The organism is Luteimonas rhizosphaerae (assembly GCF_002849595.1).
In the GTDB taxonomy this organism is placed as follows: domain Bacteria; phylum Pseudomonadota; class Gammaproteobacteria; order Xanthomonadales; family Xanthomonadaceae; genus Luteimonas; species Luteimonas cellulosilyticus.
The window spans coordinates 89,313-102,125 of sequence record NZ_NRQR01000008.1 but is presented as its reverse complement, the minus strand read 5'-3'; the positions used below and the strand labels follow the sequence as shown (position 1 = coordinate 102,125).

General features: G+C 67.4%; 9 protein-coding genes. 5 read left to right on the top strand and 4 right to left on the bottom strand.

Translation table 11 applies throughout. The annotated features are described in order from the left end of the window. Position 1: 1 nt before the first annotated feature. On the bottom strand, positions 2 to 682 hold the full coding sequence (gene creB / locus CJ022_RS03930; RefSeq protein ID WP_101925382.1) for a two-component system response regulator CreB: 681 nt from the start codon (positions 680 to 682) through the stop codon (positions 2 to 4). Positions 683 to 736: 54 nt separating this feature from the next. Continuing rightward, entirely contained in the window at positions 737 to 1,144 is a 408-nt protein-coding gene (locus CJ022_RS16710) for a hypothetical protein (protein WP_143703884.1), read from the bottom strand. A 155-nt stretch (positions 1,145 to 1,299) separates the two neighbouring features. Here CJ022_RS16710 and CJ022_RS03925 point away from each other — a divergent pair, with 155 nt between their 5' ends. The 3 genes from CJ022_RS03925 (at position 1,300) to mfd (ending at position 6,523) form a co-directional block, all read left to right on the top strand. Continuing rightward, on the top strand, positions 1,300 to 2,157 hold the full coding sequence (locus CJ022_RS03925; RefSeq protein WP_101925381.1) for a 23S rRNA (adenine(2030)-N(6))-methyltransferase RlmJ: 858 nt from the start codon (positions 1,300 to 1,302) through the stop codon (positions 2,155 to 2,157). Positions 2,158 to 2,288: 131 nt separating this feature from the next. Beyond that, positions 2,289 to 2,876 (top strand): GNAT family N-acetyltransferase, encoded by a 588-nt coding sequence (locus CJ022_RS03920; RefSeq protein WP_101925380.1) that lies wholly within the window; start codon positions 2,289 to 2,291, stop codon positions 2,874 to 2,876. 131 nt (positions 2,877 to 3,007) lie between these two features. Next, positions 3,008 to 6,523 carry a transcription-repair coupling factor gene (mfd, locus tag CJ022_RS03915; RefSeq protein ID WP_101925379.1) on the top strand — a complete coding sequence of 1,172 codons (3,516 nt, stop codon included), beginning with the start codon at positions 3,008 to 3,010 and terminating at the stop codon, positions 6,521 to 6,523. Positions 6,524 to 6,721: 198 nt separating this feature from the next. On the opposite strand, the gene CJ022_RS03910 is transcribed toward mfd, so the two are convergent. Then, positions 6,722 to 7,210, bottom strand: coding sequence for an NUDIX hydrolase (locus CJ022_RS03910; protein WP_101925483.1), 489 nt, complete (start codon positions 7,208 to 7,210; stop codon positions 6,722 to 6,724). A gap of 112 nt (positions 7,211 to 7,322) precedes the next feature. Beyond that, a complete protein-coding gene (locus tag CJ022_RS03905) occupies positions 7,323 to 8,174 on the bottom strand; it encodes a 2OG-Fe(II) oxygenase (protein ID WP_101925378.1) in 852 nt (283 codons plus the stop codon). Between the two features lie 236 nt (positions 8,175 to 8,410). Here CJ022_RS03905 and CJ022_RS03900 point away from each other — a divergent pair, with 236 nt between their 5' ends. Continuing rightward, positions 8,411 to 9,895 carry a hypothetical protein gene (locus CJ022_RS03900; protein WP_101925377.1) on the top strand — a complete coding sequence of 495 codons (1,485 nt, stop codon included), beginning with the start codon at positions 8,411 to 8,413 and terminating at the stop codon, positions 9,893 to 9,895. A gap of 107 nt (positions 9,896 to 10,002) precedes the next feature. Further along, positions 10,003 to 12,624 (top strand): TonB-dependent receptor domain-containing protein, encoded by a 2,622-nt coding sequence (locus CJ022_RS03895; protein WP_425490802.1) that lies wholly within the window; start codon positions 10,003 to 10,005, stop codon positions 12,622 to 12,624. Positions 12,625 to 12,813 lie beyond the last annotated feature (189 nt).

The following is a 12,813-nucleotide window of genomic DNA, read 5'->3' as shown; positions in this document are numbered from 1 at the left end:
GTCAGTCGAGATCCAGCGAGTAGCCGATGCCGCGATGGGTGCGCAGCGGATCCTCGCCGGGCGCAACCGCACGAAGCTTGCCGCGCAGCGTTTTCACGTGGGTATCCACGGTTCGATCCCCGCTGTCCGGAGCAGCTTCCCAGACCCGATCCATCAGCTGCATGCGCGACAGCACCGCACCCGGCCGCGCCAGCAGCGCGGCGAGCAGACCGTACTCGTAGCGTGTGAGATCGAGCGCGTGGCCGTGATAGCGGATACGCCGACCTTCGGCGTCGTGTTCGAACGCGCCGGCGCGCTTCGCTTCGGATGCAGCCGTAACGGAGACGCCGCGACGCAAGACCACACGCACGCGTGCCACCAGTTCACGCAGCGAGAAAGGTTTGGCTATGTAGTCGTCGGCGCCGAGATCGAAGCCGAGCACGCGTTCCGACTCCGCAACCTGGGCGGTCAGAAAGATCACCGGCAGTTTCGCGCCCCGGCGCAGCTCGCCGCACAGCGCGAAACCGCTTATGTCGGGGAGACCGACATCGAGGATCGCCAGATCGAAAACGGTATCGACAACTGCCGCCCGCGCCATCTGTCCGTCGAGGCAATGAGACACCGCGTGCCCATCGGCCTGCAGCGCATAGACCACGGCCTCGGCAATCGCGACTTCGTCCTCGACCAGCAGAATTTGCGACATAGTCGAGGATCTTCGCGAGGAAACGGGTCTCCCGACGCCTCAGGACGCGGCGATTTACAGGGTCATCTCGGGGATCGGAGTGTTACGAGGTACATCGCGACGGCTGGAGCGACCGAAACAATCGCAACCCGGACTGACATTCCATTGCGTCAGCACATCCTGCGCATCCACCTTGAAATTCTGCGTGCAGTCCCAGTTCTTCCACGTCACGATCCTCGAACCGTCCCGGTTCTCGAAGGTGGAGTATGGCGCACCCCAATCCGCAACGATCTCGTCGAGACGCGAACCCACCCAAGAGGCCATGTTGTCGTTGATGGTCCTCACTCGCGGGCCAAAAAGCATTTTCGTGCTCGATCCTTCGCACACCCCCAAGCCTTTTCCCTCGCTAGCAAAACCCGTCGCACTCGCCAACCCCAACGCAACGAAGCCAACGAGAATTCCCGAAGTTCTGCGCAATGCCATTGTCCATCCTCCGTGACAGTCGATGATCCAGCCCGATCTCGATCTTCCGCCTTCCAGCCCGCCAGCTCAAGTGGTTCACGTTGCGCAGCGGTTTGACCCACATGAGAACTGATCGCGTGTCAACGCAACCGTTGCAAACACGTAAGCTTGACGCGATGAATTACCGCCACGCCTTCCATGCCGGCAACCATGCCGACGTCCTCAAGCACATCGTGCTGCTCGCGATCTGCGATGCGCTGACCATGAAGCCGGCGCCGTGCTTCGCCCTCGACACCCACGCCGGCGCCGGCGTCTACAAGCTGGATGCCGAGGAAGCGCGCCGCACCGCCGAATCCGACGAGGGCGTCGCCCGCCTGCTGCAGGCGCCGCCGGCGCAGCCGCTGGTGGCGCGCTATCTCGACGCCATCGCCGCCTGTCGCGCCGTGCACGGACCCGACAGTTATCCCGGCTCGCCGTGGTTGCTGGCGCATGCGCTGCGCGAACAGGACCGGATCGCCTGCTGCGAGGTCGAGGCCGGCGCGCTGTCCGGCCTGCGCCAGTCGGTCGGTCGCGATCCGCGCGTCGCGGTGCACGAGCGCGACGGCTATGCCGCCTTCAAGGGCCTGCTGCCGCCGCGCATCGGCCCGCAGAAGTTCGCCCGCGGCCTGGTGCTCGTCGATCCGCCCTACGAAGCCCAGCAGGCCGAGTTCGATACCGCGCTCGCCGCGCTGCGCGAAGGCCTGGTGCGCTGGCCGCAGGGCATCTTCGCGCTGTGGTATCCGATCAAGCAGCGCCGCACCCTGCACGGCTTCCTGCGCAGCGCCGGCCTGCTGCAGACGAAATCGACCCTCGTCGTCGAGCTGCTGGTCCGCGCCGACGACTCGCCGCTGCGCATGAACGGCAGCGGCCTGCTGCTGCTCGACCCGCCGTGGCAGCTGGCGTCCGCGCTCGCGCCGGCCCTGCAGGTCCTGCGCGGCGTGCTCGGCGACAAGAACGCAGCGACCCGCCTGCACTGGCTGCGCGAGCCGGCCTGAGCGCGGCCCGCGCGTCTCATTCGCACCCGACAGTGAATGTGGCCGTGCGCACGCGCTGGGGGTGCAGCCTTCACGAAGCGTGAATCGCACCCTCGTTTAAGGTCGGGGCCATTCCCCCAGCGCGACCTTCGATGACCGCACGTAATCGCCTTCCTCCGTGGCACGAGGAGATCCGGCTCGCCAATGGCCGCCAGGTCCTGATCCGTCCGATCCGCCCCGCCGACGCCGAACCCCTGCGCGCTGCGTTCGCGCTGCTCGAACCCAACGAGGTCCGGCAGCGTTTTCTCTACGCCAAGACCGAGCTCTCGCCCGAAACGGCGCTGCGCCTGACCCAGCCCAACCCGAAGTCCGAGTTCGTGCTGGTCGCGGCCGAACCGCTGACCCCGGGCGACGCGCTGGTCGGCGCGGTCGCGCGCGCCGTGGTCCTGCCCGGCACGCGCCAGGCCGAGTTCCACATCCTGGTCAGCCATTACGTCGCCGGCATGGGCCTGGGTCGCCACCTGATGCGGCGCCTGGTGCGCTGGGCCAAGGGCAAGCGGCTGGAACGCCTGTTCGGCGACGTGCTGGAAGAGAACGAGCCGATGCTGGCGCTGGCCAAGTCGCTGGGCTTCAGCCGCGAAGCGGTCGACACCCCGGGCATGATCCGGGTCTCGGTCGATTTGCGCCGCCAGGCCGCCACGCCCGATCCCGTCCCCCCGCCGGCCCTGCCACCCGGCTGACCCCCCGGCCGTCCCGCCGGGACGGCATCGCGTCTCAGGTCCCGAGACCGCCTCGCGTAACATGCGCGACCACAGCGCCGGCCCGCAGGCCTTCGGCGCTGTCGTCGTTTCGCCATTGAAGACCGATCCGCATGCCCGACCGTCCCCATTCCGCGCCGCCGCTGCCCAGCGCCGGCCAGTCCCGCGCCTGGTGGCGCGCGCCCGCGAGCCGCAGTGCACTCGCCTGGTCGGTGCGCCAGGCCGCCGCCGCGCATGACGGCCCGCTGCTGCTCGTCGCCCGCGACAACCAGCAGGCGCAGCAGCTGGAACACGACCTGCGCACGCTCGGGGGCCACGACACCACCCTGCCCGTGCTGCCGTTCCCGGACTGGGAAACCCTGCCCTACGACCGCTTCAGCCCGCATCCGGACATCGTCTCGCAGCGCCTCGCGGCCCTGCACCGCCTGCCGTCGCTGAAGCGCGGCATCGTCGTGGTGCCGGTGCAGACACTGATGCAGCGGCTGGCCCCGGTGAAGCACGTCGCCGGCAACAGCTTCGACCTGCAGGTCGGGCAGACGCTGGATCTCGACGCGGAGAAGCGCCGCCTCGAAAGCGCCGGCTACGGCAACGTGCCGCAGGTGCACGATCCCGGCGATTTCGCCGTGCGCGGCGGTCTGCTCGACGTCTACCCCATGGGCGCCGACCAGCCCTACCGCATCGAGCTGTTCGACGACGCCATCGAATCGATCCGCGCCTTCGATCCGGAATCCCAGCGCTCGCTGGAGAAGATCGAGGCGCTGCGCCTGCTGCCCGGCCGCGAAGTGCCGCTCGACGAGGCCGCGATCGCGCGCGCGATGGACACGCTGCGCGAGCGTTTCGACATCGACACCCGCCGCAGCGGCCTCTACCAGGACCTCAAGGCCGGCGCCGCGCCGGCGGGCATCGAGTACTACCTGCCGCTGTTCTTCGAGGCGCCGCGCCGCGCCCTGATCGACAAGGGCGAGCCGCCGCGCGCGACCGCGACGCTGTTCGACTACCTGCCCGACACCACGCTGCCGGTCATCGACGCCGGCACCTCGGCCTGCGCCGACCAGTTCTGGCAGCAGATCGCGCACCGTTACGACCAGCTGCGCCACGACATCGAACGCCCGCTGCTGCCGCCGGGCGAGCTGTGGCTGGCGCCGGACGCGCTGCGCGAACGGCTCAACCAGGGCGTGCGCGTCGAAGTCTGCGACGCCGAGCATCCGCGCCATGCGCAGGCCGCCGCGCTCGGTGACCAGCCTGCGCCCGAGCTGCCGCTCGCCGCGCGCGAGCACACCCCGGCCGATGCGCTGGTGCGCTTCCTCGGCAGCTATCCCGGCCGCGTGCTGATCGCCGCCGATTCGGCCGGCCGCCGCGAAGCGCTGCTGGAGATCCTGCATGCCGGCGAGCTGCGCCCGGCCGTACTGCCGGACGTGCCGGGCTTCGTCGCCGACACGGCCACGCGCTTCGCGATCGCGATCGCGCCGCTCGACAACGGCTTCGCGCTCGATGCGCCGCAGCTGACGGTGCTGACCGAGCGCCAGCTGTTCCCCGAGCGCGCGCCGCAGCCGCGTCGTCGCACGCGCGTGGCGCGCGATCCGGAAAGCATCATCCGCGACCTCGGCGAACTCAGCGAAGGGTCCCCGATCGTCCACGAGGACCACGGTGTCGGCCGCTATCGCGGCCTGGTGGTGCTCGAAGCCGGCGGCCAGCCGGGCGAATACCTCGACATCGAATACGCCAAGGGCGACCGCCTCTACGTGCCGGTGTCGCAACTGCATCTGGTCAACCGCTATTCGGGCGCGTCGCCCGAAACCGCGCCGCTGCATTCGCTCGGCGGCGAAGCCTGGACCAAGGCGCGCAAGAAAGCCGCCGACAAGGTCCGCGACGTCGCCGCCGAGCTGCTGGAAATCCAGGCCAAGCGCCAGGCGCGCGCCGGGCTCGCGCTGGAAGTCGACCGGGTGATGTACGAGCCGTTCGCGGCCGCGTTCCCGTTCGAGGAGACGCCCGACCAGCACACCGCGATCGAGGCGATGATCCGCGACCTCGGCAGCAGCCAGCCGATGGACCGCGTGGTCTGCGGCGATGTCGGCTTCGGCAAGACCGAAGTCGCGGTGCGCGCGGCCTTCGTCGCCGCTGCAGCCGGCAAGCAGGTCGCGGTGCTGGTGCCGACCACGCTGCTCGCCGAGCAGCACTACCGCACGATGGCCGACCGCTTCGCCGACTGGCCGATCCGCGTCGAGGTGCTGTCGCGCTTCAAGAGCACGAAGGAGATCAAGACCGAGATCGGCAAGATCGCCGACGGCACGCTCGACGTCATCGTGGGCACGCACCGGCTGCTGCAGTCGGACGTGAAGTTCAAGGACCTGGGCCTGGTCATCGTCGACGAGGAACAGCGCTTCGGCGTGCGCCAGAAGGAAGCGCTCAAGGCGCTGCGCGCCAACGTGCATCTGCTCACGCTCACCGCCACACCGATCCCGCGCACGCTCAACATGGCGATGGCCGGACTGCGCGACCTGTCGATCATCGCCACCCCGCCCGCGCATCGCCTCGCGGTGCAGACCTTCGTCGTACCCTGGGACGACGCGCAGCTGCGCGAGGCCTTCCAGCGCGAGCTCAGCCGCGGCGGCCAGGTCTATTTCCTGCACAACGACGTCGAGAGCATCGGCCGCATGCAGCGCGAGCTCGAGGACCTGGTGCCCGACGCACGCATCGGCATCGCCCACGGCCAGATGCCCGAGCGCGAACTCGAAAAGGTGATGCTGGATTTCAACAAGCAGCGCTTCAACGTGCTGCTGTGCTCGACGATCATCGAGTCGGGCATCGACATCCCCAATGCCAACACCATCATCATCAACCGCGCCGACAAGTTCGGCCTCGCCCAGCTGCACCAGCTGCGTGGCCGCGTCGGTCGCTCGCACCATCGCGCCTACGCCTACCTCGTGATCCCCGACCAGCGCTCGATCAGCAGCGATGCGAAGAAGCGGCTGGAAGCGATCGCCTCGATGGACGAACTCGGCGCCGGCTTCACCCTGTCGACCCACGACCTGGAAATCCGCGGCGCGGGCGAGCTGCTCGGCGAGGGCCAGAGCGGCCAGATGGCCGAGGTCGGCTTCAGCCTCTACACCGAGCTGCTGGAACGCGCGGTGCGCAGCATCAAGCAGGGCAAGCTGCCGGACGTCGACAATGTCGAGGCGCGCGGCGCCGACATCGAACTGCACGTGCCGGCATTGATTCCCGAGGACTACCTGCCCGACGTGCACACGCGCCTGATGCTCTACAAGCGCATCAGCAGCGCCCGTGACATCGACAAGCTGCGCGAGCTGCAGGTCGAGATGATCGATCGTTTCGGCCTGCTGCCGGATGCGGCGAAGCACCTGTTCGTGATCGCCGATCTGAAGCTGCAGGCGACCGCGCTGGGGGTGCGCAAGATCGATCTCGGCGAGAGCGGCGGCCGCGTGCAGTTCACCGAGAAGCCCAACGTCGATCCCATGGCGGTCATCCGCCTGATCCAGGGCCAGCCGAAGCACTACCGGATGGACGGCCCGGACAAGCTGCGCATCACCCTGGACCTGCCGGATGCCGAGACGCGCATCAAGACCGCGCGCGGCCTGCTGATCGCGCTGGCGCCGTCGGGGAGAGCCTGAGCCGGCGCAATGCGAGCCATGGTCACGCGCGATCCCATAGCGGCGTTCGCTCGGTCGAGCGCGAGCATCGATCCGGGCGGCCTCGTGTAGGCGCGCGCTTGCGCGCGACCGGATGTTTCCCGTTACAGCCCCCGTTCGCGCGCTCCTACAGACAGGGGAATGCCGTCCGGGATCTTGGCGCGGCGCGGTGGCTTTCGCTCACAGTCGCGAGAACGACCACCCCTGCATCGCGCCGTCGCGGTAGGGCATCACGCCATGGAACGCGCGCGGATCGTCGTCGAACACCAGCGGCAGGAAATGCCGGTCGCCGTCCCACAGCGGCAGCTCCAGAATCCGGTCGACGTCGATCCACTCCAGCGTGCCTTCGGGGTTCGAAGTCAACGGCGTGCCGGACCACGCGTCGACGACGAACACGAAGCCGAACCAGTCCTCGCCATGCTTGCCGAACCCCGGCCAGCTGATCGTGCCGCGCAACGCCATCGCATCGCACTCGATCGCCGCCTCCTCGCGGATCTCGCGGCGCATGCCCGCGACGACATCCTCGTCGGCCTCGACCTTGCCGCCCAGCCCGTTGTACTTGCCCAGATGCTGGTCACCCGGCCGCGCATTGCGATGGATCAGCAGCACCTGGCGCCGGTCTGGCGACAGCACGTAGCCCAGCGTGGCGACGATCGGGGTGTAGGGCATGGACACGGACGGCAGCGGACGGGCCGGCATTGTAGCGGCACCGCATTCCCGGCCCCGTCGATACACACGACGCGCATGCGGCGTGCGGCATCGGCAGCCGGCCAGTGAACCGTCAGGCGTGCGCGCGCTCGCGCAACCATTTGGTCGCGATCCATTTCTCGCCGGCCATCACCGGCGCACCGCCGTGCAGCGTCTTCGTCATCGGGTGCGCCCGGTCGTAACTGAAGAAGACCGCATTGCCCTTGACCGCCGCGACTTCGAAATGCGCGTCCGGAAAGACCGTCGCGCCACCGCGCAGCGGTGTATTGAGATACATGATCAGGGTGGCGACGCGCTGGCCGCCGCGTTGCAGCAGCACGTCGCCGCTGGGTTCGGCCGGATCGAAATAGTCGTAGTGCGGCCGGTATTGCGCGCCGACGCCATAGTTGAGCACCTGCAGGCCTTCACCGTTCTCGAGCGGCCAGTCGAGCAGCCGCGCGATCCGCGTCTCGATGCGCGCGCACAAGGGGTTCTGGCCCCGCTCGAAGAACGTGCCGCGGCTGGTGCGGTCCGCATGGACCTGGTCGCCGCCCGTCGCGATATCGACCGTCGTCGAACGTCGAAGACGGGAGTGCGACGACTCGACCAGCGCATCGCATTCCTCGTCAGACAGGAAGCCCGAGAAGATCACCACGCGCGGCAGCATCAGGCTGGCGATCATCTGCGTCTGGCGGTCGCCCAGATCGAACAGCGAATCGGCATTCGGTTCGATCGGGACCGGCACCGGCACCGGGAGCGGGAGACCCGACGCGCGCGATCTGCGTTCGACGAATGCCGATACCGCCGCCTGCACGGCGTCGATCGCCTCCTGCTCGTCCCAGCCGTCGTCGCGCAACGGCGCGAGCACGCTGTCGGGATCGGCGCCTTTCAGGGCCTGGTCTATCACCCACTGTTCGAGATGGTCGGGCAATCGGCGTGTGCTCATGCCGCGATTCTCTCCGCGAAACGCGACGCGTCACAAGCGCCGGTTTCAACATACGACTGCAACACAAGTCGTCGACCATGCCTGCGCGGCCCGAGGGGAACGGCGCGCACCCACACCTGTGTCCACAGCCCGGATCCGTCATCGGGTTGTCATGAACAACGCCAAACATTCGCTTAACAGTTTTCCTTATCTGCCGCGCATGCCTCTGTGCGCGCACCGACCGGAGATTCACCAAGATGGCTGTCAGTACCAACACCAAGACCCTGCTGATGACGTTGGGCGCCGCGCTGGCGCTTTCCGCATGTGGAGGCGGTTCCGATAGCGTGGTGTCTCCGGGAGAGGGCGCCTTCCCGCCGGCACCGCCGCCGACCACGCCGCCGCCCACCACGCCGCCGCCGACCACGCCCCCGCCGACGGGTGGCCCGGCCGCCGACTGCCCGACCGGCTTCACCGATCGCGGCACCGTCGCCGGCGCCACGCTGCGTGCCTGCGAGCTGCCGCCGGTCATCACCGGTTCGCTGCTGGTTCCCAATCTCGAGGGCACCGTCTACCAGATCAGCGGCAAGACCAACGTCGGCACCGACCGCGGCGCGGACTTCAGCAACCCGATCAGCGGGACTTCCGCGGCGACGCTGACCATCGAGCCGGGTGTGACCCTGTTCGCCTCGTCGGGCAACGACTACCTCGTGGTCAACCGCGGGTCCAAGATCGCTGCGGAAGGCACGGCGGAAGAACCCATCACCTTCACCGCGCGCCAGGCCATCGAAGGCGACGTCGACGCGGGCTCGATCGGTCTGTGGGGCGGCATCATTCTGCTCGGCCGCGCGCCCATCAACGCCTGCCCGGGCACCACGGTGTCCGGCACACCCGAGTGCCAGACCGCGATCGAAGGCACGAACGGCTCGCAGTACGGCGGAAATTACGCCGCAGACGACAGTGGCGTCATGCGCTACGTCCGCGTGGCGTACTCGGGCTTCGAGATCGCACCCGGCAACGAACTGCAGGGCATCACCCTCGGCGGCACCGGCAGCGGCACGACGCTGGAATTCCTGCAGGTCCACAACAGCTCCGACGACGGTATCGAGATCTTCGGCGGCTCGACCAACCTGCGTCGCATCGTGGTCACGGGCGCCGACGACGACAGCCTCGACACCGACACCGGCTGGAACGGCGGTATCCAGTTCGGTGTCGTGGTCCAGCGCGCCGGCGGCGGCGACCGCATGAACGAGTTCAGCAGCATCAACCGCACGCCCGCTTCGAGCCCGAAGATCGCGAACTTCACGTTCGTGGGCAATGCGCTCGCCGGCGCAGCGATCGAGCTCAACTCGGGTACCAACGCCTCGTTCTACAACACCGTGGTCACGCGTCCCGCGGGCGGTACCGGCGCCGGTCTGAGCTGCCTGAACATCGCTGACGACAACGCGGCGGCAGGCACCTTCCATTCGGTGTTCTTCTCCTGCCCGACCGCGTTCAACAACGCCAAGGCGCAGACGGCGTTCGAGGCCGGCACCAACAACGTGTCCAACCAGCCGTCGACCCTGTCGAGCACCATCATCAACGGTGCCAACGAGAACGCGGTTCCTGCGTTCGCGACCCTGAGCAGCGTCCACGCCTTCTTCGAGAACGTCGATTACATCGGCGGCGTCGAGGATGCCAACGACACCTGGTGGACCGGCTGGACCTGCAGCCTGCCCAACCAGCCGGCCTGCGAGGCGCTCTGAGCCCCCAGCGTCATGAAGAAGAGCGGCCCTGATCGGGCCGCTCTTCTGCGCACGGCCCGTACGGCATTTCTCCGCACCGCAGTCAAGGCACGCAAATAATGAAATCCATGCCGATCAGATCCGGCCTCTCTCTCGCCATCGCCGCCCTCCTCGTCCCCTCCGGCGTGCTGGCGCAGACCAGCACGTCGTCCGCGGACACACCCGCCGGACAGGCGCAGCAACTCGACGCCATCACGGTCCGCGGTGAATACATCCCCGAACCGATGCTCGACACGCCCGAAGTGGCAAGCTTCGTCACGCGTGAGGACTTCGAGCGCACCGGCGACAGCGATGCCGCCGTTGCACTGGGGCGCGTCAGCGGGCTGAGCGTGGTCGGCCGCAAGTTCGTCTACGTCCGCGGTCTCGGCGAGCGTTACTCCTCGGCGCTGTTCAACGGCTCACCGCTGCCGAGCCCCGAACCGATGCAGCGCGTCGTGCCGCTGGACCTGTTTCCGAGCAAAGTGCTCGAGAGCATCACCGTCCAGAAGACCTACTCGGCCCGCTACCCCGGCGAGTTCGGCGGTGGCGTCATCGACCTGCAGTCATTGGCCGTCCCGGATGAGGACTTCCTCACCCTGTCGGTGGGCATTTCCGGCAACAGCGTGACCACCGGCGAGAACGGCCTGACCTACTACGGCTCGGACGACGACGAGTGGGGCTTCGACGACGGCGCGCGCAAGATGTCGCCCGAGTTGAGCGCCGCGCTGGCGACCGGACGCCCGATCAACAGCAGCAATTTCAGCCGGGAAGAGATCCGCACCATCGGCCGCAGCTTCAACGATCCCAATCTGTACCTGCTGCAGCAGAAGAACAGCATCGACCCGGGCTTCGACTTCGGCGCCAGCGCCGGCTATTCCTGGGAACTCGACGATGGCGTGCGTCTGGGCACGATCCTGGTCGCCGACTTCAAGAACGAATGGAGCAGCCGCGACGGCGTCCAGCAGGAGGCCGACTTCCTGGCCGAGGGCGTCGACTACAAGAGCGATTACCAGTTCTTCTCCACCCGCAACAACGCCCGCTGGAACGGCATGTTCGGGCTGGGGCTGGAGAGCGAGAACCACACGATCGGCTGGACCACGCTGTACGTGCACGACAGCCAGAAGGAAGCGCGCAGCCGTGACGGCTTCGACTTCTCCGCGGGCGGCCAGGTCCGCGACGACACCACGTCGTGGATCGAGCGCGAGCTGATCAACAACCAGATCCGCGGTACGCACAGCTTCGGCGAGTACGGCGACCTGAAGATCGAGTGGCGCGGCGCAGTGGCCACGGCCACCCGTGAATCACCTTACGAGACCAACATCCGCTACCAGCTCAACGATGGTTACTGGGCCCACCTGGCCGGCGGCAATTCGACCAACGACTTCAATTTCAGCAAGGTCGACGACGAGACCGCCAGCGGCGGCATCGACGTGACGTGGCGCCTGCCGACGGAGCGGGACCTGACGATCTCCGGCGGCCTGGCCTACTCCGACAACGACCGCAACTTCTCGGAGCGGCGCTTCCGCTACCGGGCCAACGGCGCGTTGCCGTTCTACAACCAGTACCAGCGGATCGACTACCTGTTCTCGGACTACAACCTCAGCAACGACCTACTGGAGCTCATCGAGATCACCGGTAGCAGCGTGGGCGCCGCGGCCTACGACGCGACACTCAAGACCAGTGGTGCCTACGTGCAGTTCGAGGGCGAGATCGCCTCCTTCCTGCGCGGCAGCTTCGGCTTGCGCTACGAGGATTCGGTGCAGGCCGTGCACACCTTCGACATCTTCAGCGGTGAACGCGACAACAGCATCGCCCCGCTTCGCAACGACTACCTGCTGCCTGCGCTGACGCTGACCTGGAACTTCGCCGAGAACCAGCAGATCCGCTTCGGTGCGTCGAAGACGCTCGCCCGCCCGCAGTTCCGCGAGATGGCGCCGCAGCAGTACACCGACCCGGACAACAGCAGCCGGCTGTTCGCCGGCAACCCCAACCTGGTCGATAGCGAGCTGATCAACTTCGATGCCCGCTACGAGTGGTTCTTCAGCCCGGGCGAATACTTCACCGCAGGCGTGTTCTACAAGGACATCGACAAGCCGGTCGAGGCCAACATCAACACGCGTTCGGGCGGCGCGATTTTCCAGAGCTACCTCAACGCACCGGCAGCGACGCTGTACGGCGTCGAGCTCGATGCGAAGAAGTATCTCGAACTGCCCAACATGGGCGACTGGCTGGCCCGCCACCGTTTCTACATCGGTGGCAATTACACCTGGTCGGATTCGGAGATCCAGGCCGACGCCGGCGACACGGTGCAGCCCAACGGCTATCCGGCACCGGTGGACGCCACGCTCTTCGTGCAGGACGGCGATCAGATGCAGGGACAGGCCGACCACATCGCCAACCTGCAGTTCGGTCTCGAGAGCGACGATGGCTCGTCGCAGGCCACGCTGGTCGCGAACTACGTCAGCGAGCGCATCTCGGCACGCGGCCTGCCGGGGCAGCCCGACTATCTCCAGAAGCCGGGCACCACTCTCGACCTGGTCCTGAGCCGGTCGTTCCCGCTGTGGAGCAGCACCGGCAAGATCGGCTTCACCGCGCGCAACCTGCTGGATACCGAGTTCCAGGAGTTCCAGGAAGTGGGCGGCGACCGTGTGGACGTTTATCGCTACGAACCCGGTATCGCGTACGACCTGAGCCTGACCGTGGAGTTCTGATTCAACGGTGGGATGCCCCCACGACTCCGGTCGTGCGGGCCAGTCGAGAGGCCCGACGCAATGCGCCGGGCCTCTCGCGTTTCGGGATATTGCAGATTTGCTGCGAATTCGCGCAGACCGCAACCGAAGCGTCATATTTTTGACTCAGGCTGTGCGCACTTCCGTTACATCCGGCTGCCTGCACGTGCC